This is a genomic window from Bacillus sp. FSL M7-0558 (assembly GCF_038003245.1).
GTDB lineage: Bacteria > Bacillota > Bacilli > Bacillales > Bacillaceae > Bacillus > Bacillus pumilus.
On record NZ_JBBOOU010000001.1, the window covers coordinates 3,663,478 to 3,685,944 of the forward strand.

General features: G+C 42.4%; 21 protein-coding genes, 4 tRNA genes and 1 other annotated feature. Of the genes, 7 read left to right on the forward strand and 18 right to left on the reverse strand.

What is annotated here, in order from left to right; all coding sequences use genetic code 11:
* Window positions 1-109 precede the first annotated feature (109 nt).
* Window positions 110-380 (reverse strand) — a binding site (T-box leader).
* 192 nt (window positions 381-572) lie between these two features.
* Together MHB79_RS18620 and MHB79_RS18625 are read left to right on the forward strand one after the other, a co-directional pair.
* Complete coding sequence (locus MHB79_RS18620; protein WP_268494277.1) at window positions 573-1,259, forward strand: ABC transporter permease subunit; 687 nt, start codon at window positions 573-575, stop codon at window positions 1,257-1,259.
* Window positions 1,260-2,141, forward strand: a complete 882-nt coding sequence (locus tag MHB79_RS18625) for an ABC transporter ATP-binding protein (protein WP_106030133.1) — start codon at window positions 1,260-1,262, stop codon at window positions 2,139-2,141.
* Between the two features lie 36 nt (window positions 2,142-2,177).
* On the opposite strand, the gene MHB79_RS18630 is transcribed toward MHB79_RS18625, so the two are convergent.
* The 11 genes from MHB79_RS18630 to MHB79_RS18680 all read right to left on the reverse strand — a co-directional run bounded on the left by MHB79_RS18630 (window position 2,178) and on the right by MHB79_RS18680 (window position 10,318).
* On the reverse strand, window positions 2,178-2,645 hold the full coding sequence (locus MHB79_RS18630) for a GNAT family N-acetyltransferase (protein ID WP_268494283.1): 468 nt from the start codon (window positions 2,643-2,645) through the stop codon (window positions 2,178-2,180).
* Between the two features lie 68 nt (window positions 2,646-2,713).
* Window positions 2,714-3,904, reverse strand: coding sequence for a S1C family serine protease (locus MHB79_RS18635; RefSeq protein WP_445661263.1), 1,191 nt, complete (start codon window positions 3,902-3,904; stop codon window positions 2,714-2,716).
* Between the two features lie 78 nt (window positions 3,905-3,982).
* Window positions 3,983-4,777: an MBL fold metallo-hydrolase gene (locus MHB79_RS18640; protein WP_061410151.1), complete on the reverse strand. Its 795-nt coding sequence runs from the start codon at window positions 4,775-4,777 to the stop codon at window positions 3,983-3,985.
* A 6-nt stretch (window positions 4,778-4,783) separates the two neighbouring features.
* Window positions 4,784-5,647: a two-component system regulatory protein YycI gene (locus MHB79_RS18645; RefSeq protein ID WP_137054108.1), complete on the reverse strand. Its 864-nt coding sequence runs from the start codon at window positions 5,645-5,647 to the stop codon at window positions 4,784-4,786.
* Entirely contained in the window at window positions 5,634-7,013 is a 1,380-nt protein-coding gene (yycH, locus tag MHB79_RS18650; protein ID WP_106030137.1) for a two-component system activity regulator YycH, read from the reverse strand. The genes MHB79_RS18645 and yycH overlap by 14 nt, the downstream gene beginning before the upstream one ends.
* On the reverse strand, window positions 7,003-8,841 hold the full coding sequence (gene walK, locus MHB79_RS18655) for a cell wall metabolism sensor histidine kinase WalK (protein WP_268494287.1): 1,839 nt from the start codon (window positions 8,839-8,841) through the stop codon (window positions 7,003-7,005). Before walK ends, yycH begins: the two co-directional genes overlap by 11 nt.
* 7 nt (window positions 8,842-8,848) lie before the next feature.
* On the reverse strand, window positions 8,849-9,556 hold the full coding sequence (gene yycF / locus MHB79_RS18660; protein WP_003215017.1) for a response regulator YycF: 708 nt from the start codon (window positions 9,554-9,556) through the stop codon (window positions 8,849-8,851).
* 350 nt (window positions 9,557-9,906) lie between these two features.
* A tRNA-Phe gene (locus MHB79_RS18665) sits at window positions 9,907-9,979 on the reverse strand.
* Window positions 9,980-10,006: 27 nt separating this feature from the next.
* A tRNA-Asp gene (locus tag MHB79_RS18670) sits at window positions 10,007-10,083 on the reverse strand.
* 81 nt (window positions 10,084-10,164) lie between these two features.
* A tRNA-Glu gene (locus tag MHB79_RS18675) sits at window positions 10,165-10,236 on the reverse strand.
* Between the two features lie 6 nt (window positions 10,237-10,242).
* Window positions 10,243-10,318, reverse strand: a tRNA-Lys gene (locus MHB79_RS18680).
* Between the two features lie 342 nt (window positions 10,319-10,660).
* On the opposite strand from MHB79_RS18680, the gene MHB79_RS18685 reads away from it, so the two are divergent.
* Window positions 10,661-11,185, forward strand: coding sequence for a peroxiredoxin family protein (locus MHB79_RS18685; protein ID WP_340990520.1), 525 nt, complete (start codon window positions 10,661-10,663; stop codon window positions 11,183-11,185).
* 29 nt (window positions 11,186-11,214) lie between these two features.
* Here MHB79_RS18685 and MHB79_RS18690 read toward each other — a convergent pair whose 3' ends face one another.
* The 4 genes from MHB79_RS18690 to MHB79_RS18705 form a co-directional block, all read right to left on the reverse strand.
* Complete coding sequence (locus tag MHB79_RS18690) at window positions 11,215-11,424, reverse strand: hypothetical protein (protein ID WP_003215098.1); 210 nt, start codon at window positions 11,422-11,424, stop codon at window positions 11,215-11,217.
* A 15-nt stretch (window positions 11,425-11,439) separates the two neighbouring features.
* Window positions 11,440-12,573: a DUF418 domain-containing protein gene (locus tag MHB79_RS18695; RefSeq protein WP_340990522.1), complete on the reverse strand. Its 1,134-nt coding sequence runs from the start codon at window positions 12,571-12,573 to the stop codon at window positions 11,440-11,442.
* A 136-nt stretch (window positions 12,574-12,709) separates the two neighbouring features.
* Window positions 12,710-13,999 carry an adenylosuccinate synthase gene (locus tag MHB79_RS18700; RefSeq protein ID WP_050944651.1) on the reverse strand — a complete coding sequence of 430 codons (1,290 nt, stop codon included), beginning with the start codon at window positions 13,997-13,999 and terminating at the stop codon, window positions 12,710-12,712.
* A gap of 216 nt (window positions 14,000-14,215) precedes the next feature.
* Window positions 14,216-14,827 carry a TetR/AcrR family transcriptional regulator gene (locus MHB79_RS18705; protein WP_189286556.1) on the reverse strand — a complete coding sequence of 204 codons (612 nt, stop codon included), beginning with the start codon at window positions 14,825-14,827 and terminating at the stop codon, window positions 14,216-14,218.
* Window positions 14,828-14,933: 106 nt separating this feature from the next.
* Between MHB79_RS18705 and MHB79_RS18710 the strand changes: the two genes are divergently transcribed.
* Window positions 14,934-16,139: a cytochrome P450 gene (locus MHB79_RS18710; protein WP_340990525.1), complete on the forward strand. Its 1,206-nt coding sequence runs from the start codon at window positions 14,934-14,936 to the stop codon at window positions 16,137-16,139.
* A 32-nt stretch (window positions 16,140-16,171) separates the two neighbouring features.
* Here MHB79_RS18710 and MHB79_RS18715 read toward each other — a convergent pair whose 3' ends face one another.
* From MHB79_RS18715 to MHB79_RS18725, 3 genes are all read right to left on the reverse strand, one after another.
* Entirely contained in the window at window positions 16,172-16,585 is a 414-nt protein-coding gene (locus MHB79_RS18715) for a VOC family protein (RefSeq protein ID WP_003214623.1), read from the reverse strand.
* A 129-nt stretch (window positions 16,586-16,714) separates the two neighbouring features.
* Entirely contained in the window at window positions 16,715-18,079 is a 1,365-nt protein-coding gene (gene dnaB, locus MHB79_RS18720) for a replicative DNA helicase (protein WP_003214779.1), read from the reverse strand.
* Between the two features lie 220 nt (window positions 18,080-18,299).
* Window positions 18,300-19,256, reverse strand: coding sequence for a DUF4885 family protein (locus MHB79_RS18725; RefSeq protein ID WP_050944654.1), 957 nt, complete (start codon window positions 19,254-19,256; stop codon window positions 18,300-18,302).
* Between the two features lie 109 nt (window positions 19,257-19,365).
* On the opposite strand from MHB79_RS18725, the gene MHB79_RS18730 reads away from it, so the two are divergent.
* The 3 genes from MHB79_RS18730 (at window position 19,366) to MHB79_RS18740 (ending at window position 22,462) form a co-directional block, all read left to right on the forward strand.
* Complete coding sequence (locus MHB79_RS18730; RefSeq protein WP_251190555.1) at window positions 19,366-20,223, forward strand: hypothetical protein; 858 nt, start codon at window positions 19,366-19,368, stop codon at window positions 20,221-20,223.
* Window positions 20,224-20,790: 567 nt separating this feature from the next.
* Window positions 20,791-21,669: an alpha/beta hydrolase gene (locus MHB79_RS18735; RefSeq protein WP_340990528.1), complete on the forward strand. Its 879-nt coding sequence runs from the start codon at window positions 20,791-20,793 to the stop codon at window positions 21,667-21,669.
* Between the two features lie 7 nt (window positions 21,670-21,676).
* Complete coding sequence (locus MHB79_RS18740; protein ID WP_003215196.1) at window positions 21,677-22,462, forward strand: 2,3-dihydro-2,3-dihydroxybenzoate dehydrogenase; 786 nt, start codon at window positions 21,677-21,679, stop codon at window positions 22,460-22,462.
* The last annotated feature ends 5 nt before the right edge of the window (window positions 22,463-22,467 follow it).

A 22,467-nucleotide genomic window follows, 5' to 3' on the forward strand; every position in this document is an offset into this window, starting at 1 on the left:
GTCAATCTCCCTTTCATTTGAAAAAATGGATGTGGTGTTTCACGTGGAACATTTGAACATTTGTATGAAAAAAGTGGACAATAAAAAATACCCCATCCTTATCTTGAATCATAAGGACGAGGTATTTGTCTCGTGGTACCACCTTTATTTACTGTTTGCTCGCGCTAAACAGCCTCTACAAGTACAAAGCTCCAATCTGGCTCATATACTGTGGTTTTGATAACGAGTACCAACTCTCGTCGTGTCCTACTAATATCATAGATATGTTCAGCACGAGGCTCAGAGACCATTTTTCGAATCATTATTTTTGCTTCTTTTCAGCTGCCGAAGCTCTCTGTGGAAAAATTGATGATTGTACTTTCTCTCGTCATTGCCTGTTTAACTATCTTGAATTAAAGCTATCATACATGATGTTTTTTAATAAATCAAGATATTTTTCTGAACATTTTCAAAAGTGAGTCAACTGGTGTTGAAAGAGTCTTCTTTTTATAAAATTTAAACAAATGTTAAAGAGCAAGATATGGTGTCTTTCCTTTCTAGCGGTATAATAAAGATGAAGGGAGGTACAGCGTGTGTGGACCATCTGTATGAATGAGTTTAAGCAGCTCTTCAAAAGCACAAAATCCATTTTAACAATTGTTATTATTTTCATTTTATCTACTTTTGTTTCAACTCTACCGTTTATTGCTGCTCATCAGGACAAATTGGAGGCAAAGGATCCTTATTCCATTGGGAATGAACTGGTGATGTCGTTATTTGGTTTCTTCCTTATTTTCTTATTGTCTCACGATATTTTAAGCCGAGAAATTCATTTGAAAACCATTCGTTTTCTCGTCAGTAAAACCACCCGTTTGAACATTATTATCGGGAAATATCTTGGACTGATGCTGTTTTGGCTTAGCTGTATTATGACGACATACGTACTGAATATGGTGATTTCACATCGTTTCCTGTTCTCTGATGCGTTAAAAATCTTAACCTTTATCAGTGTCGGTATCTCATGTGCTTTATTTTTGTCCATGCTCTTTCCAACCCCACAGAAATCAATGTTTGTTGGGATGTTGTTTTCCTTTCTTTTCCCAATCGTCAGTATGATATCTGTTCTTTCTTCAGAACGATTGATTCATTGGTTCCAATATATGACGCCTTATTATTATGTGCGCTTGAGTGAGCCGCTGACCTATATACTCTTGAATACAGCATTGACCGTTATCTTACTCATTGGAACAGCACTCCTATTTCAAAGGAGGGATGTCTAAATGCTACATACAAAAGAACTCACAAAAAAATACCGGACAAAAGTCGCGATAGATCACATTACCCTTGATGTCAATCAAGGTGATATTTTCGGGCTCATTGGACCGAAGGGTTCTGGTAAGACGACGTTTTTCAATATCATTACGGGAATTTCCCGGCAAACCTCTGGAACGTTCACGATGATGGATATGCCTTCATTAAAAAAGGTGAGGCAGCATATCGGTGTACTGCCTGAATATACGGATTTATATGAAGGGCTTACGGCACTTGAACATATTGCCTACTTATCAAAAATCACCGGGACGCGCCAGAAAACGAGTGATTATGAAGAACTGCTCGAATTTGTCGGCTTAGATCGCTATCATCAGGAAAAGGTCGGTTCGTTCACACCTGGTATGAAGAAACGGCTCGGCATGGCGCAGGCTATCGCCCATCGCCCCGAATTTATTTTACTCGACGAGCCTTTTGCTGATATTGACGCAGATTCAATCTTGCACATCCAGCAGGTCATTGACACGTTAAAACATGAAGGGAAAACCGTCTTATTAACGGCTGACCACCCAAGGTTCACAAATAGTATTTGTACAAAAACTGCTTTTATTTCTGAAGGAAAATTAGTGTCCCCCCATACACATCCTCAAGAGAAAACCATCACATCCTCAAACATACGTGCAACCTTCAAGCATGCGTGGATTGATGATGAGGTGAAGCCTGTTCTCACACAGTACTTACAAACTGTTGGAACAGATCTTGTGATCAGTGATGACGAGACCTCATTGTTGATTCGTTCAGAAGCCCAAGTCCCATCGATCATCCGCGCTTTCGTGAAATGCAAAGTTGATTTATACAGAGTTACGGCTCAAGATGCCATGAGTTCCTCATAAAAAAGCACCGCATGCGATCCGCACGGTGCTTCTTCTTTATGATAAAGGTTTACTCATATAGATTCCGGTTTCTTCAAATCCCGTCTTCTCATACAGTGAACGGGCAATTTGATTATGAGCAAAGACATGAAGCGAGAGTTTCTGCACGCCTAATGACTTTGCCTGCTCCTCTAATGCAGCAATGGCCTGTTTTGCAAAGCCTTTTCCTCGATAAGCTTCGAATAAAATAAAGTTGTAAATAAAACCTTCATGCTGCGGGTGATTGGGGTCATAACAAAGCCAAACCCAGCCAATCGCTTCTTCCCCATTCAAGAGATTCCATAGCTCATGATTCTCTGTCTGCAGACCTTCAGGAAGGAGCCGACCAAATTGTTCTTCTGCGTTCGCAAGTGATTCTTCCTTTTCCCATGTCCCTGCGAGTACCTTTTCTTCTGCGTACCGCTGAATGGACTTCTCCATCAATGCATCGTAATCCGCTTGTGTCATTGGTTGTAGTGTAACCAATCATACCGCCCCCTTTCCTCCATCATATGATGAGCATGCAAAAAAAACCAGTCCCATCAAGGAACTGGTTATCCGCCGAATCGGTCGGTTTGAGAAAGTTTGATTTCTACTGATTTTTTCTTTCCACTTCGGTAAAACTGCACCTTTACTTTGTCGCCGACTTTCTTTTGATATAAATACTTACGAAGGTCTACGATATTCTGTACACTCTTGCCATCAAAGGAGATGACAACATCCAGCTCTTTGAGCCCCGCTTTTCCTGCTGGAGACAAAGACTCGACACTCATCACGACAACTCCTGATGTGACGTTAGATGGCAGCTTCAACGTTTCCTCCCAGTGATAGCTCGCAATATCTGCTAGAGATTTCATGCCAACACCTAGATACGGACGCTTCACTTCTCCGTAACGTTCTAAATCCTCTATGACAGGGATGACGAGATTCGCCGGGATAGAAAGCCCGATGCCTTCTACCTCTGATTCTGCAATCTTCATTGAGTTGATGCCGATCACTTTTCCGTCCATATTGATCAAGGCTCCACCGCTGTTCCCTGGATTGATGGCGGCATCTGTTTGCAGTACTTCCGCATTCCAATCCGCCTGTCCGTCTCCATTCGAGTCCACAGGAATGGCACGTTCCGTTCCAGAAATGACACCTTGTGTGACAGAGCCTGCGAATTCAAGCCCTAAAGGATTTCCAATGGCGATCACTGGCTCACCGGGCTTCACATGGTCTGAATTACCGAAGGCTGCGGTTTGCTTGATCTTATCACTTTTGACGGTGAGAACTGCTAAATCCATGAGCTGATCGCTTCCGACAAGATTGGCGCCAATTCTTGTCCCATCCTGAAGACTCACTTCAAGCTGGTTGGCACCTTTGATGACGTGATGGTTGGTCACAATATAAAAGGTGTCACCCTTTTTCTTATAAATCACACCTGACCCGCTGCCTGCCTCTCCGCCTTCTTCCCAAAAGCTCGACTTTTGGATATTAATAACGCCGACAACCGTATCCGACATATTCGATACGACTTTTGTGACGGCATCATTGACGTTCACATTGACGGTCTTTAAAGGGCCCTGTGCTGCTTGCCCATCTCCGTTCTGCTGCCACCCAAAGGGACTGCCGCTCTGTCCTGTTACATAGGGGAAAAAGAATCCCATTAAAAAAGCTCCTACCAATACACCGATCAGACCAGATAGGAAATATCCTTTTCTGCTTCGTCTCGGCTTCCACTCTACATCGCGATAATCCACTATGTTTCCTTCCTTTCAGTGAATAGATGATGTATATAGTGTTGGTAAGAAGCTCTTATCTTAATCATACGATTGTAAAAATCATACGGCGCAAAGCGGGGTTGCTTTTTTCGGGTCCGTATCATATAAATCAAAGCCATCCCCGACAACAAAGCCTTTCATCTCAAGCGTCTGCTGGACCGCCATACGGGCTAAATCCTTCATGTTGTTGTCCTGACTCAAATGAGCCAAGTAAATGCGTGAGGTGGCATCTCCAATGACATCTGTCATCGCAAGAGCCGCATCTTCATTTGAAACATGTCCGACATCACTCAGAATTCTGCGCTTAATGCTCCACGGGTATCGGCCCATTTGCAGCATACCAACATCATGATTGCTCTCAAATACAAATGTATTGGCTGACTGAATGATGCCTTTCATACGATCACTGACATAGCCTGTATCCGTCATTAGAGCAAGTTTGCGCCCGCCATAATGGAACACGTAAAACATGGGCTCGGCCGCATCATGTGAGACGCCAAAGGACTCAACATCGAGACCGCCAAAGGATTGGACGGTTTCCATATCAAAATGGAATTTTTGCTCTGTATCAATCTTTCCGATATGAGACTCCATCGCCTTCCATGTTTTCGCATTTGCATAGACAGGGAGCTTGTACTTTCTTGCCATGACACCGAGCCCTTTAATATGATCTGAGTGCTCGTGTGTCACAAAAATGCCGTCCAAGTCTTCAGGCTTGCGGTCGATTTGACTCAAAAGCTCGACCATTTGTTTGCCGCTTAAACCAGCATCCACTAAAAAGGCATGCTCGTCTGTTTCTAAATAAAAAGCGTTCCCCGTACTTCCGCTCGCTAGTACACTGAACTGCAAGCTCATGTTCTCTCACTCCATTGAAGATTTGTCATCTTTCTCTATATGATCAAGTGTTGAGCCATCAATGGCATTGATCAAATATTCTTCTTCTGTCTTTTTCTTTGAACCAGTTGATACGCCCTCAAGCTCGACTCGCCATACAGGCACCATGACCTGCGTGCTTGCACCTGGGTATTGCGTATAGTAGCCCAGCTCTACCTTTTTCACGGTCGTGTTTTGGCTCAGCATGTTTTGCGTATATAAGTCCTTCACGGTTTCAAGCGCTGGCACAAGGGTTTCTTTTCTCACTTCATTAATCGATGTCACCATCGACTGCTGATACGATACGACCTCGTTTTTATCATTTAGATCTAGGGTGATTTTTCCGATGGTTTCGGAGTCATCAAGGCCCTCTTGGAAGATGTATTTCCCTTTATACGTTTGGAAAAAGACGATCTTCCCTGTCTCTTCATCAATACTCCACAGCTTATAGTTCTTCCCATCCAGCAAACGCTGGTTCACAAGGTTTGCCGCCGCTGTTTTCATATCTTTTTTCGGCAAGGCCACTGGTTTAGTGAAGGTCATTTCAAGCAGCGTGACCGGATCATCTTTGTCTGTTTTCGGGAATGTGCTTTTCGCCTTTTGATCAGCTAATTCGTCAACATCCTTTTTCGTATATTGCTTCTTTTCAGCTGTAATGCGATAGCCAATCTTCGCTTCATCTGATAGATTGCCATATTTGATCCCGTCTGCCTTCATTTCTTCCAGCGTATCCGTTTTTTCGATAATCGCAAAATGATCGGTTGATCGTTTTTCAAAGTATTGAAAACCTAGAAAGATATCGAGAACGAGAAAGGCTAGGATAAAGATCGTTTTGGTCTTATTCCACTCCATGATTCTCGCTCCCCTCTGTCAACAAATCATGCGATAGAATCACGGTTTTGCCATTGTATTTCATGCACCATACTGGCTCCAGCCAGACAAACATCGCTTGATCTTGATCTGATGCGGTGGAAACAGCTTGATAGGCCGGGAAAATTTGTTCAATTTTCTCAAGGTCATCATATTTCGTCTGCTTGACGATTAAGTCTTTCAACTCTGTCCCATTCATCAGCTTGACCTGTTCGCTCTGACTCGCTTTGTTGCCTAGAATATAGTTTGGACGCTTGTAATTCAAGATGTCGTCATTCGCCCACTGTACTTCAAGAGAGGTCATCCCAAATGGGTGCTTTGTACTGTTGACGATCGGTAGGCCATCCATAAACATATTAAAGGAAAGCTGCTGGTTGCTATTGATGCCAAAGTATTGATAGTCATCGGTAAAGCTCCCCGTATCATTGAAATACTTCACACTTCGCTTGATCAAATCGCCCGTTTGGAAAACGGTGCTGCTGTTGATATTGCGATGTTGATATTGGATGCGGTGGTCTTTTTGATTGGCTTCAAGGCGGCTTGTGCCATCTGTGTACACCGTTCGGTTTAAATTAGACTCCTCGCCGACTAGACTCGGATCCGTAAACAAAGCGTCCTTGAATTTGCTTGTCTTTATCGTTTCGATAAAGAACATTTTTGCTTCAAGCTGCTTTTGCTTTCTCGGAAGGAGGAAATCTCGTTTCGAATTCGCTGAGAATGTATAGAGATCATAGTGCGGCATCTCGTTTTGAGCGGCTGCGATACTGTCCATGAGATTCCGATAGTTAGCGGATTCTATTGTCAGCTCAAGCACCGTTTCCTTGCTGTATGAAACCAAATAAACTTTCTTATTGGCCTTGTCCTGCTGGGAGAACGGCACAATCATCCGGTCAAACGAATTGTATTCAATGGACTTATTCGGCCATTTAAACAACGCTTGGAAAATATCAATCGGAATCGGGTCATTGAACACAAGATCCAATGTCTTCCCCTGTCCTCCGCTTCCATAGAAGAAATTCTTAAATTTCTGCTCCGAATATTGATCTGACACATCCGAAATCTCTTTCACATCCCAAAGGCTCACATCATTCCAGAAGTTTTGAAAGAGTTCCTTTTGATCCACTTTAAAATGCTCCCCATTTGAATGGATGAACATCTCCCGCGGCTTCACGACATCAATGAGGCTTCTAGGCTCATCGCTTGATATCTTCTTCGTTTCCACGACCTGAGTGCCGGCATCTGCCTGGTCCTGCATGACGGGCTGGAACATCCAAATATTCCACGTAAACACAAGACTGATCGCAATTAGGATTGTCAATATTATGGTTTTAAAGGTCTCACGCTTCATCCCAATCATCCTCTTGTTCTTCATTGTACGGAAGGGTAAAGGTCACTGTTGTTCCTTTTCCTTCAATGCTGTCAGCCCAAATATCTCCGCCATGAGCCTGAACCATTTCTTTTGCAATCGCAAGGCCTAGGCCGGTTCCGCCAAGTTTTCTTGTTCTCGCCTTATCCACTCGATAAAAACGTTCAAAGATTTTATCCATATCCTTCTTCGGAATACCGATCCCTTCATCTTTGACGCTGAATAATACAAGGCCATTCTCCTCATCCAGATCAACGGTAAACATGATATGTCCACCCTCTGGCGAGTATTTCATGGCATTGGAAATGATATTATCGAGCACCTGTGTGATTTTATCTTGATCGATTTCCACATATATTTCACGCTGCGGAAGATTGCGGATAAAATCGACATGCTGCTCTTTCGTCATTTCAAAACGATCAATGACCAATGAGATAAACTTGATAAAATTCGTCCACTCACGGTTGAATTGATAATCCTTGCTATCGAACTTAGACAGCTGCAGCAGGTCATTAACAAGCCGGATCATACGCTCTGTTTCATTTTGTGTAACACTGAGGAACCTTGGCGCAAGCTCTTTATCACCAATTGCGCCTTCAGCCAGTGCCTCAAGATAGCTTCGCATCGTCGTCAGCGGTGTGCGCAGTTCATGTGATACGTTTGCGACGAATTCACGGCGTTCTGCATCAATTTTCTCCTGCTCTGTGACGTCGTAAATGACCGCAATTAAACCATCAATCTTCCCGTGCTCTTTCTGAATCACTGAGAAATTCACACGCAAAACAGACAGCTGATCTTCGCGTTCGATTTCTATCAGCATGGAATCTTGATTTTCGACTAAATCTTCAAAGGTATGCGTGTCCTCGAGGCCCAGTAAGGACGTGATCGGCATCTCTAGTGCTGTTTCACGTGAAACATTTAACAGCTCTAATGCGGGGCTGTTTAATAGAATAATCGCACCGTTTTGATTCGTTGCGATGACGCCATCCGTCATATAGGCAATGACCGAAGAAAGCTTTTTCCGCTCACCCTCCGTCATCAGCTGCGCTTCCTCCAGCTCTCTCGTCAGATGGTTAAAGGTTGTCGCAAGCTGGCCAATCTCATCATGTCCATACTTTCGGACCTTTCTGGAAAAGTTCCCTTTGGCGAGCTCTATCGCTTGCTTTCTCATATCCGAGATTGGGTGTGTAATGGTTCTGAATATGAATATACCAAGTAGAGCGGTTATCCCAAGGGCGAGCAGCGTTCCCGTTGCCAAAATCGTATTAATGGTTCGCATTTGGTTAAAAACACTTTCCATGGATGAGACCACATAAATGACACCAACGGTTTCTTGGTTCTCATTTTTCACGGCTGTCGCTGATATGCGGACTCGTTTATTCGATTCTGGGTCATAGAATTTTTTCTCGTAGTCTTTGCCTACTGCGAAAATACGGCTAATGATTTGATCTGTGATTTTCTTGCCGGCAATCTCCTGACTGCCGTTATTCACAGAGGCAATCACCTCTCTGCTTCCGTCAATATAGCTGACTTCAGAAATTTCATTAGACTCATCTTTGTTGTTAAAGTCGTTTAATATCTTTTGAGCATCCTCTTTTAATTCTGCCTTGCTTTTCGATGAATCTTGTTCTAGGTAATACGATAACGAGTAGATTCGCTGATTCAAGGAATTATCATATGAATTAATTAAGGACTGCTCTAGCTGCTTCACAAAGTACACGCCAATGATCTGCATGGCGACGATGATCAGCAGCACGTAAATTAAGGTCAATTTAAAGTGAATCGAGCGAAAAAAACCTACTTTATTCATAAGAATCTTAGTCCTGCTCTGGGTTTCTTAAATAGTAGCCGACGCCTCGTCTTGTCACGATCCAGCTTGGGTGGCTAGGGTTGTCTTCAATTTTCTCACGAAGACGGCGGACGGTGACGTCTACTGTACGGACATCCCCGAAGTAATCGTAGCCCCATACGGTTTGCAGCAAGTGCTCACGTGTCATAACCTGTCCGATATGTTTCGCTAAGTAATGAAGCAATTCGAACTCACGGTGTGTCAATTCAATCGTTTCCTCGCGCTTAGACACCACATACGCATCTGGATAAATGACAAGTGATCCAATTTCAATATCATTTGATTCAGATTCTTCCTCTGTCTGCGGTGTAGCAATTTGTCTTCTTAAATTCGCTTTCACACGGGCAAGCAGTTCGCGCGTGCTAAATGGCTTCGTCACATAATCATCTGCGCCAAGCTCAAGACCGATGACTTTATCAATTTCAGAGTCTTTTGCTGTCAGCATGATAATCGGCATGTCATATTTCTTTCTCACTTCACGGCATACCTCAACGCCATCTTTGTTCGGTAGCATAATGTCGAGCAGAATAATGTCCGGTTTGATTTCTTCTACCATTTCAAGGGCTTCATTGCCGTCATATGCACAATGAACCTCATAGCCCTCTTTTCTTAAGTTAAACTCCAATATATCAGCAATCGGTTTTTCATCATCTACGACAAGAATCTTTTTTTCCATTGTGATTTCCTCCTGCATTTTTAGCATCTATGTCATTCCATTTTTGCATGTCTCATCAGACCTTTTTCATTTGAGCAAAAAAGGTTCACTGTCTATTATAACGTTTTACGTGGCAAAGATAAAAATAATAACGGCTTTCTTTTCTAGCAATCGTTGGATAGGAAGACGATACTCAAAAAAATGATGGTTTTTTTCCTTTTTTATTGAAACTTTTCCAGTCACTGATCGTCTATATAGATGTAACGTCTTCTTCTTATGGAGCCGGGCCCTACCTAGGTCCGGCTTCTCCCTTTTTATGCCTTCTTTTCATAAAATAAAAACGCACCTGCGATTGCAGATGCGTTTGGAAGTGGCTCGGGACGGAATCGAACCGCCGACACACGGATTTTCAGTCCGTTGCTCTACCAACTGAGCTACCGAGCCATCATCAAAAAGATGAATAAGTATAAATGGCGGTCCGGACGGGACTCGAACCCGCGACCTCCTGCGTGACAGGCAGGCATTCTAACCAACTGAACTACCGGACCTCAGTAACTTGCCCGAAAAAGCAATCGTGGTGCTCTTCCAAGCAAGTGAGGAAAAATTAGCTTAACGCTAAAGTAAATCAATGACCCGTACGGGATTCGAACCCGTGTTACCGCCGTGAAAGGGCGGTGTCTTAACCGCTTGACCAACGGGCCAATACATGGTGAGCCATGAAGGACTCGAACCTTCGACCCTCTGATTAAAAGTCAGATGCTCTACCAACTGAGCTAATGGCTCTCGGTTTGTGAAAAGTAATTCTGAAGAAGTTGTATTGCGTCAAACCAATCGCTTTAAAAAAGCTGGAACATCGCATCCTAACAAGTTTCAGAGACCTTTGCAACAACGAGATTTATAATATCATAGAGTAATTACATATGGCAATACGTTTTTCGACATTTTTTTAAAAAAAGTGTCGGATTTGAAATCTCCTGCCAAATCCCTTCTACTTGCAACCGCCTTCATTTTCACTGCCTCTTTTCATGACCTCTGCCTATTCAAGCACATAGAAACGTTTTAGACCGCCCGAAATTGGTTATACATGAAACAAGTGACATTGTGATTGAAAAAGGAGGAAGCAGTATGAGTTCATTCAAATTAGGAGATAAAATGCCCAATTTTTCACTTCCAACCATTCAGGGCGAACATATTGATTTTCACAAACATTTAGAGGAGCATCAAAGCTGGCACCTCATCGTCTTCTTTAGAGGCTCATGGTGCCCAGTATGTGTAGAAGAATTGAAAGAGCTCGAACAGCAGCAGTCATACTTTCAAGACAAGGATATCCACTTAATGGCGATTTCAACGGATCATTCTGATGACTTGAAGGAATTTGCCGATAAAGAAGGACTATCCTTCCCAATCATGTCTGACAAGGACATCACTTCATTAAAAGCATATGAAGTCCACTATCACGGAGAAGATGCTCCTTATGAAGATCACGGAGTGCACGGGGAACCTGCCTATTTCTTACTAAACGAAAAGGGCCAAGTTCTCTATCAGCAAAGACAAACAAGTCCGTTTGGCAGACCGCATGCCAACGAACTGCGCAAAATCATTCAGTACATCCGCAAAAACTTAAAAGGCCAATATAAAAGCGTGAAATAAGAAAGAAGCCTTCATGACGAGGGCTTCTTTTATGAATTCCTTTTATGATATATCCAGTCTGCGACGAAAAACACAAGAAGACCCGACATGAGAATCACAAAAGTGACGGGTGGTTTATCATCCTGGAAATAAGAGTACAGCGAATGTCCTCCTAATGCGAGAAGATAAAAGATAAATGCCGGCCCAGCTGCTTTATGTGCATTCGCTTGTTCTTTTTTCGTACTTTTTTTGAAAAACATTGTAACGATTCCCCTTTATGCTGCTTTCTTCTTCGTCACCCGGCGAAGTGCCTGCGAACGAATATATTCCATTGGACCAATTCTCCAAACCTTTAGACAACATGCTGATATGGCGATTTGCAGAAGAGAAATGAGCAGCCATGCCAATACGATAAGAGGGGCGTTGATTTGCCCGCCAAGACCCAATCCCCAGCTATAAAAAAGAACCGAGCAGATGACATTTTGCAGGATGTAACAGCTGAGCGCCATTTTCCCTACATATTCAAACCAATTCCACATGAACCATGACTCCGTGTGAGCCAAGAGCTTCGCAATAACAGCGATATAGAAAAGAGAGAGGAATGGCGAAAACGCATAGCGCACAACGAATTCCACTAGTTCGTTCGGAACGAAGACAAGTGCATTCAGCGGCAAACCCACCCACAGACCGATTCGGAATAATCTTTTCCGTAGAGATTGCCCGCGTTCGTTTGCATAAAAAACACCGGCTCTCATCATCCGCACACCTAATAAAAACAGAAATGTGTTCATTGGAATGATAAAGATCGCTTCCCCCCGGTACATGAAAAAGTGTTGTAATCGTTCTTGAACCTGTGAGGTCCATGTCTCTGGTAGCTGCTCTTCCAGCGCCGGTTCACTGCTTTGATCATACGATTCTGTTTCCATTTCAGAGAGGGCGAACACCATCAGACAGGACAGAACAAGCAGATGAATGACTCCAGAGAAGATCATGCCTCTTTTGATACGCTTGCTCCCTCCTCGCACAATAAATGCCACAAGCAAACCGGTGACAGCGTAACTCATGAGCACATCATATTCCATCACAAGTGCAAAATGGACAAAGCCTTCGATAAATAAAAATAAAAGAATCCATAAATATGTACCCGGCCAAGGCGTGTTTTTTCTTTTGGCCTGCTGGTATTTGAGCTCTAGCCCTACACCGAACATGATAGTGAGCAGCGAGAGCATTTTCCCATAGACGAACATGGAAACAAGGCTTTCTAGAAAACTGCCATTCTCATATTCATCTGCAATCTGATCTGTCGCAAAGGTATCCCCTGCATAGGCAAAAAACCAGACGTTCGTTCCCAATGTACCTAATATGGCAAAACCTCTTAAAATATCTAATAATCTTATTCTTTCTTTCACTAGAACGCTCCTTCCCCCTATACAGTTATCATATTTTGGTAATGATCGGAAGCCTGTTCTACTGAAATTAAGAAATATTTAAACAAAAAGACACCAGTAAAATGTGCACTTTTACTGGTGTCTGATCAGTCTATAATTATGGACGGTACACGCTGCGGACAACGTTCGTTTGTGAACGATCTGGTCCAACTGAGAAAATGGAAAGTGGAATACCTGTTAATTGTGAAATGCGCTCTAAATAATGACGGGCATTTTCAGGCAGTTCGCTTAAATTCTTCACGCCTGTAATATCCTCTGTCCATCCTGGCATTTCTTCGTAGACAGGCTCACATTTCGCTAGTTCCTTTAGACTTGCTGGGAATTCTTCTGTGATTTCTCCGTTCAATTTATAAGCGACACAGATTTTCAATGTTTCAATCCCTGTCAATACATCAATTGAGTTAAGAGATAGATCTGTAATCCCGCTCACACGGCGAGCATGTCGGACAACAACACTGTCAAACCAGCCAACACGGCGCGGGCGTCCAGTTGTTGTACCGTATTCACGGCCAACCTCACGGATTTGATCGCCAATGTCATCATGGAGTTCTGTCGGGAATGGGCCATCTCCAACACGTGTTGTGTACGCTTTTGACACGCCGACCACATGTTGAATTTTCGTTGGTCCTACACCAGAACCAATCGTCACTCCTCCAGCCACTGGATTAGATGACGTAACAAATGGATATGTCCCTTGATCGATATCAAGCATCACACCTTGTGCTCCTTCAAATAGCACGCGGCGGCCTTCATCTAGTGCGTCATTCAAGACAACAGATGTGTCCACGACATATTTTTTCACTTGCTGACCATAGTCATAATACTCGTCTAAAATATCTTCAATCTTGAAGCCTTCTGCGTCGTACATTTTCTCTAAAAGACGATTTTTCTCTTCTAGATTACGTGCAAGCTTCTCTTCAAATACTTCACGATCTAATAGATCTGCGACACGGATACCGATACGAGCTGCTTTGTCCATATAAGCTGGTCCGATTCCTTTTTTCGTCGTACCGATCTTGTTAGCCCCTTTCCGCTCTTCTTCTACCTCGTCCAATTTTAAATGGTAAGGCAAAATCACATGGGCTCTATTGCTGATTCTGAGGTTATCTGTACTCACATTCCGTTCGTGAAGATACGCAAGCTCAGTGACCAACGCTTTAGGATCAACCACCATTCCATTACCGATGACACAAGTTTTTTCTTTATAAAAAATACCGGACGGAATGAGGTGTAGCTTGTAAGTCACTCCATCAAATTTGATCGTGTGACCTGCATTGTTTCCCCCTTGATAACGGGCAATCACCTCTGCATTTTCTGAAAGGAAATCGGTAATTTTCCCTTTCCCTTCGTCACCCCACTGCGTACCTACTACGACTACTGAAGACATATCGTGCACCTCCGTTAACCTTTCAAAACGTTATCTCTTTCAAACACATTTATTTTATCAATGCAAAACGAAAAAGTCAACGCGAAATCCGAACATTAATATCTCGAAATCAAATTTTGTTCGTTTTAAATATGAGAAAAAGCGCTTTAATCACTTCTTCAGCGCTTAAAAAGGGAGATTTTGAGTAAAAACAACAATTTTGATTATTCTTACTTTCTATTGATTTTCAATTAAATGAATCATCGAGCTTGCCATAAAATCAGGTGAGTACGGTCTCCCTGTCCTCAGCCACCATTCAGCTGTTCCAACATAAGCCGAAATGACGAATTGCTTCTGCATGTCGATAGGAACGAGATGCGGATCAGGCTTTGAGCCTGCAACCCCCTTTACCCCCAAAGAAAAGCTTTCTTCAAAAAAAGCACGAACCGTTCCATGAATATTGAGCTCTCGTCCTCGCTTCAAGAGAATTTGATACTCCTCTTCGTGTTCTTGCAAATGCTGATAAAATCGAAAAATATACACATATGCCGCATGCTCTTTTTCCAAATTACCTTCTTGTACAGGCGCAAAAATGGCACATTTCATCACATCAAACATCTCATCCATCACCTGCTGGGCAAGATCAAATTTATCCTCATAATGCTGATAAAAGGTCGTGCGGTGGATGCCCGCCACTTTCGTCAAATCCTGTACAGAAATCTTCCCCCATTCTTTCTCGCTTAATAACTGAAATAATGCTTTTCTTAATTGCTGCTTTGATTCCGTTGCGCGCTTATCCCCTCTGTAGCAGTCCGCCACAAGCCGCTCTCCCCTTCCTATTTTCTTCAACAGATTTCGCTTTTCTGTTGGTTGAATCCTCCAGGCTGATGAATTAACTTTAATCTAACACATTGAAAAAAAGGAAGCATCTGACAACCTATAAGGAGTGATGATCATGGAAACAACAACCCCAAGTGCCGTGCAAAAAACGTTATTAAGAGGAAAGAACAAGCAGGACCCGTATCACCCATTTGATTGGTATGCCAACATGCGCCAGACATCACCTGTTCATTTTGACGAAGCCAGCCGAACGTGGAGTGTATTCACCTACGAGGAAGCAAAGCGTGTGACAATCGATAAAGATAGCTTTTCGAGTCAGCCTCCTAAAAACCAGCGGAAGCATTCACTGATGAAAACAATGGTGATGATGGACCCTCCCAATCACACTCGTATCCGCTCCATTGTCAGCAAAGCCTTTACCCCTCGAGTCATGAAATTGTGGGAGCCTCGTATTCATGAATTAATGGATGAACTCATGGCACAACTTGAAGGAAAAAAAGAGATTGACCTAGTGCAAGACATTTCTTATCCGCTTCCTGTCATTGTCATTGCAGAGCTTTTAGGTGTGCCATCAGAGCATAAACAATCTTTTAAAGAATGGTCAGATATTCTCGTCAGCATGCCTAAAAGTGAAAATGAGGAGGATGTAGCTGAATGGCAGAAAACACGTGACAAAGGAGAAGCTGACATGATGGCGTTTTTTGCAGACACCATTGAAAAGAAACGTCACAATCTCGGTGATGATTTGATTTCCCTCATCATTCAAGCGGAGGAGAATGGAGAAAAACTGTCAGCGGATGAACTAATACCATTCTGTAATCTTCTCCTTTTAGCCGGCAACGAAACAACCACCAACTTGATCTCCAATATGATTTTCAGCTTGTTAGAACAGCCGGGTGCCTATGAAGCGCTCGCCCAATCACCTGAACTCATCCCACGCGCGGTGGAGGAGGCCGTCCGTTTTCGTGCACCAGCTCCTACGATCGTCCGTTATGTCACAAAAGATACAGAGCTTGGAGGCAAAGTGTTGAAAAAGGGAGACAATGTGATTGTGTTTCTTGCTTCCGCCAACCGAGATGAGCGTCAATTTTCAAACGCACACGAATACGATATACACCGCCACCCTAATCCTCATATTGGTTTCGGGCACGGCATCCATTTCTGTCTTGGCGCACCACTCGCACGTCTTGAAGCATGTACAGCTATAAAGACTTTAATCGAACGATATGAGGCGTTAGAGCTCCTTTCTTACGTTCCGATGACAAGCAGCAGCATGTATGGACTGAAAGAGCTGAAACTGCGCGTCACGCCTCGTTCATAACAGAAAAGACTCCCGGGCATGGGAGTCTTTTTTTAAACGGGGGTGATTCCATCTGTGTTCATGAGCACAATGCGATACCCATCTGGGTCTTCAATGGTTGCTCCTCCCCGTTCCCAATATGGATTTGTAGAGGTGACTTGCCGTCCGCCAAATGAGATCAACCTCTCTTTCATTTGCTGAAATTCCTCAGCATTTGGAATATAGAACACAAGAAGCTGTTCTGGATGCGGGGAGGGCAGACTTTCTTCTTCTTCATGCTTCGTGATTTCTAAATGAACATGCTGATGAGGAAGTCCCAGCATGACGCCGTCATATCCTTCATGCTGATCAAACGAGCCTATTCGTTTGAGCCCTAAGCCTTCTTCATAAAAGGACACAACCTCTTCCATGTTGACGGTTGGGCGTGCGATGCGTAATTGAGCGGCTTCGAACTGTTGAAATTTCATCAGTCATCACTCCTTTTCTCCTTTTAGTATACGATTTCTCTGTCTTTCTCTCCTCCTCATTTCGACCGTTTTTCAATCATTCTTTCGATGTAGATCCATCAAAAAAAGCCCAGCTTCTTGAGCTGGGCTTTAAGCACCGGGCGGAACACCCGCATCGTCAAATCTTCTTTCCAGGTTGACGAATTTGTTATATTCTTTGACGAACGCCAGTGATACTGTACCAACTGGACCGTTACGTTGTTTGGCAATAATGATTTCAATAATGTTCTTATTCTCTGATTCTTTGTCGTAGTAATCATCACGATAAAGGAATGCCACGATATCGGCATCCTGCTCAATACTTCCTGATTCACGAATATCAGACATCATCGGACGTTTGTCCTGACGCTGCTCTACTCCACGTGAAAGCTGAGACAAAGCAATAACTGGAACTTCAAGCTCCCTTGCCAGTGATTTTAATGCCCTAGAGATTTCAGAAACCTCTTGCTGACGGTTATCGCTTGATCGTCCGCTCCCTTGAATGAGCTGTAAGTAGTCAATCAGGATCATGCCAAGACCGTTTTCTTGCTTCAAGCGGCGGCATTTCGAACGAATTTCACTTACTCTGATTCCAGGCGTATCATCTATGAAAATCCCACTATTTGATAGCGAGCCCATCGCCATTGTCAGCTTGCCCCAGTCCTCTTCTGTCAGATTACCGGTTCTTAGGTTCTGTGCATTGATATTCCCCTCTGCACAAAGCATACGCATGACGAGCTGCTCAGCCCCCATCTCTAAACTAAAGATGGCGACACTTTCGTCCGTTTTGGTCGCAACATTTTGTGCGATGTTCAATGCGAAGGCTGTTTTCCCTACTGATGGACGAGCCGCTACAATAATTAAGTCATTTCGCTGGAATCCAGCTGTCATCCGGTCAAGCTCGGAGAAACCTGTTGGAATCCCTGTGATATCGCCTTTTCGGTTATGAAGCTGTTCAATATTATCATATGTCTGAACAAGCACGTCCTTAATGTTTTGGAAGGCTCCTGAGTTTTTACGCTGCGCCACTTCCATAATGGTCTTTTCAGCATCACTCAACAGATCCTCTACTTCATCCTCACGCGTGTACCCATCCTGTGCAATGGTTGTCGCCGTGCGGATCAGACGTCTTAAAATTGATTTCTCTTCTACAATTTTTGCATAGTATTCAATGTTTGCGGCAGTTGGGACAGAATTCGCAATATCGGTTAAATACGAAATCCCGCCTACCTCTTCTAGTAAATCTGTATTGGCCAGTTCAGAAGTCACCGTAACAAGATCGACCGGTTCCCCTCTATCACCAAGTACAAGCATCGCATTGTAAATCTTTTGATGCGACATTCTATAGAAATCCTCTGGAATTAATACCTCAGAAGCGAGCGTGAGCGCAGATGGTTCTAAAAAAACAGCACCTAATACGGCCTGCTCGGCTTCTATATTTTGCGGCGGCAGCCGGTCATCGAGAAGTTCCGTCATGCCAAGCACCGTCCTTTCATAAAAAAATACGCTACTCATCATTTTAACATTTTCATCAATAAAAAAGTGAAAAACATCGACTATAGTCAAAATTACCATGAGGATGTTTCGTTGAACAGCCAACCAACGCATCTCAATAGAAAAGACCCTGTAACATCAATTGTTATAGAGTCCTTCATTGCCGCTAATGGGATTTGTATCTGTTACCGTTCACATGTTGTTAATCGATCGTTTTCTTCACTCCATAATTTTCTTTTTGCCCAATGTCATGTAAAGACCCGTTTTGATAACCAATTGATAACACCAAATCGGGAATAGAATCAAACCCGTTTTTCGCTAGATCAAACAGCTGTGCTCCGTAATGTGAAGCGGCAATTCGTGCATGTTCTGCTGTGTATGGGTTTTTCAGGAGATCTTCTTTGTATATATCAAAAATATTCGTCCCTTTATCCGTTACAAATTGACCATTTACAATGCTTAAATCCTTTAAATTGTAGCCTGTGACCGTTTTGATTTGATTCACAAGATGGAACTTTGCAAGAGAATCAGGCGTGAATTGAGTAGAATCATCATTTCTACTTTTCATAATATGGAAAAACAATTCTCTTGTATTGTTGCTTGTATTTAATAGGTCTTCTATTTGTTTGGTCAGCGATTCATCTGTTGATCCACTCACCACTAATTTGAAATGATTTGGGTCAATGGTAAAAGTTAAATTTGTGTTTTTAGGAATGGTTATACCGTTTTTAGAGAATAAATCTTGCAATTGTTCGTTGACCTTTTGTCGATTGAATATTTTCTTTTCTACGCTTTCTTGGGTGGGATCGTACCGCTTTTCGTTACGGAAGATGGCGTCATTAAAGTCATATTGCCCTCCTTTTCCAGAATTAGCCCAGCCAATCTCCATCGTATATGCAGCTTCTCTTTCTACTTTAGTTAGATCACTCCTGAAATAAGGAGAGCGTGGATTTCGATACTTATCGTGTATATGACCATGGGGATTTTCGAAACGTTTATTTTGTTCATTTATTTTTTCGTATTTTTCATCTAATATTTTCATTCGTCTATCAGCTTCGGTCATTACATCATTTGTACTTTTGATAGCTGATTGACCCTTATAGTCTATTCGGTTCTGATTGTTTGAAGCACCTGCCATGTATGACGTATTAATATTCATTTTGATTCTCCTTTTTAAAAAAATTAGTGATTATTAAATATATCGGCAATTCAGTTAAATTTTGTTAGTTTTGATCCGATATAGTAATTATTACAAGGAGGGTTAAAATATGACAAATACTATCTTCAAACGTTTTTTATTACCTGCATTGGTATTAGTGCTTGTTACTAGTTTTTTTGCACCTAATTCAGCAGAAGCAGCAATTACGGGGAATAACAGTCCTAACACAGCAAGCTCAATGGGATATTGGAAATATAGTCGTCCAGATACGACAATCTTACCTGAAGGTGAAAATGAAGCGTATTATCAGTTCACGATCAATAAGGGTGAAAGGGTTTATGTGCGAAGTTCATATGATAAGCAATATACAGGGATGAAAATCGAGGTGTATAATTCGAAGAGTTCTAAGCCAGGATCAAGAGTAATTAATCCCGATTCAGTAACACCCTTTATATTCGCAAATACTGGTGACGTTACTTCTACTTCAGAAACTTATTTTGTAAAAGTGACCCGTGGTACATATACGGGGAATATGTATTTTACTGTCTCCATTCAAGATCGCATCAAATCTGGAAATGGAACATTCAATTTTACGGGAGCCGCTACCAACATGGGGAACACTTCTTTGAATTTTTTAGGAGTTGATTCTTCTATCATTACAATGGATTTAACGAGCAATTCTTCTATCCCTATAAATGCAATCGTTAAATCGATTTCAACAACAAGTACACAATCACCTAACCAAGGAAATGTTACTCACAAGCTGATGGCTGATGAAAACAAGATTTGGAACGAATCCATTTTTTCATCTGCAACAAGTGGTTCTTACCGTATTTCTCTTGAAGATCAATTAAAAGTCGCGCAAAAATGGAGCTTTAAGTACAACGCAAAGGCTACAGCGAGATCTACTATGAGCAATGTCAAAGCCGATATCCGTTACGAATATGATGTCACAGATGGATTCTAATTGAATGGTGTTTACAGAATTAAAAAGTAAGGGTACATCCCTTACTTTTTTTAATTGTTATTATTCGCCACTCTTAAAAAAGCTGTGCATACTATTGAATCAGTTTTGAGATATGAGATCACCTACTTTTCGCGAAATCCTCCTCAATGTCCCTAAAAATACAAATGAGTCTATAGACTTATTTTTCCTCAAAATCATTTCAAGAAGAAAAGCCCATATTTATTCCTGTATCAAACAGAAGAAAATGGTAAAAATTCCGAGGCAGTCAAGGTCTTTTGACATTTCTCCTATTTTTAAATGACAAGGTCCGATATTCCCTATTTCAAATCATTTGTTAGTGAGTTAGTCCTTTATTTTCTGAAAATTAGGATAAAAAAATCAAATACACAACTTGATGAACATTTGACTTCATAATTGATAACCATTATCATTTGTTTTGCTTGCGGATAGTTGAGAATCATTTTCATTTGGAGAAGCCATTCTTCAAGTACTACACTCATCCAATAGCTACAAGCCTGCTTTTATCATCGTATGAGAGTCGAATTTGAGGAAGGAGATTTGTCACATATGTCCAAACGCCCTGAAAGAATGGGTACTGAGGATTCATTTTTCGGAGAAAGCCGTCCTTTTTTTATACCCGGGACGGAGCAACTAGATATCACAGCACACCCATACAGACTTTTTATATTTAAACCGAATACTACTCCTCCAGCGGCTGGTTTTCCAGTCATGTACGTGCTTGATGGGAATTCACTTTTTGGCACAATGGTCGAAGCCATTCGTTTACAGTCAAGAAGACCTGAAAAAACAGGTGTTGTACCTGCCATCATTGTTGGAATTGGCTATCAGACAGAAGCGCCCTATCATCCGCTCAGGCATTATGATCTCACTCTTACCAGCCCTGACGCTTCCATCGGGGGCAAAAGAAAAGACTTCTCCATCCATACATATGGTGGGGCCTCTGCTTTCTTTTCTTTTTTAGAAAAGACTGTGAAGCCTTATATCGAGCAACGCTTTCCGATCAACCTAAGTCGTCAAACACTGTTTGGGCATTCTCTTGGCGGTCTTTTTGTATTACACACACTATTTGAGCACCCTGATGCTTATCAGACATATATTGCAGGCAGTCCTTCTATCCACTGGAACAAAAATTTATTTCTAGAAAAAGAATACCAATTCACCAACCGCATACGTCAGGTGCCTATGAATGTCAGGCTGCTTGTAGGTGTAGGTGAGTTAGAAAAACATCATCCATGTCAAATGAATGCTCATGCAAAGTCACTAGCAAATCGTATGCAGCCTTTATCCACATATGGCTTACATACGGCCTATCACGAGTTCCCTGAAGAAGGACATACGTCCGTTTTACCGGTGCTGATGAATTACGCTTTTCGTTTTGCGCTCTATCATGATGATCTTACAACCACAGACATGAAAGAAAGGTAGTGAACGTATGAAACATAGCGGTCTATCTCAAAAGATTGCCCTTGTCACAGGCGCAGGGCAAGGTATCGGACAAGCAGTCGCAAAAAGACTAGCCGACGAAGGTGCGATCATTGCAGCAGTTGACGCAAATGAGGATCAGCTTCAAAGCACCGTCCATCAAATGAATGATGAAGGCTTACGTGCCTTTGCCTATCCAGGTGACATTACCGATCAAGCATCTGTTCAGCACATTATCAATCAAATTGAAAAACAGCTTGGACCCATTTATTTACTAGTCAATGTAGCAGGTATTCTTCGAATCAGTTCTATTGACCAGCTTAGTGCAGATGACTGGCAACAAACCTTCGCAGTCAACACACATGGTGTCTTTTATGTATCACAAGCTGTCTCCAAATACATGATGAAAAGATCAGCAGGGGTCATTGTGACCGTCAGCTCTAACGCAGGTGCCATTCCTAGAATGAATATGGCTGCCTATGCCGCTTCAAAGGCAGCAGCTACTTCCTTTACAAAAACGCTTGGATTAGAGCTGGCAGACTATGGAATCAGATGCAATGTTGTCTCTCCTGGCTCTACCGCAACACCTATGCAATGGGCTTTATGGTCTGATGAACAAGGCGCAGACCATGTGATCAAAGGGTCATTAGAGACGTATAAAACCGGTATTCCTTTACAAAAAATCGCTGATCCTCAAAACATCGCTGATGCAGTCATCTTCTTTGCATCTGAACAATCCAGTCATATTACGATGCAGAATCTCACGATTGATGGTGGCGCAACACTCGGAATCTAGCATTT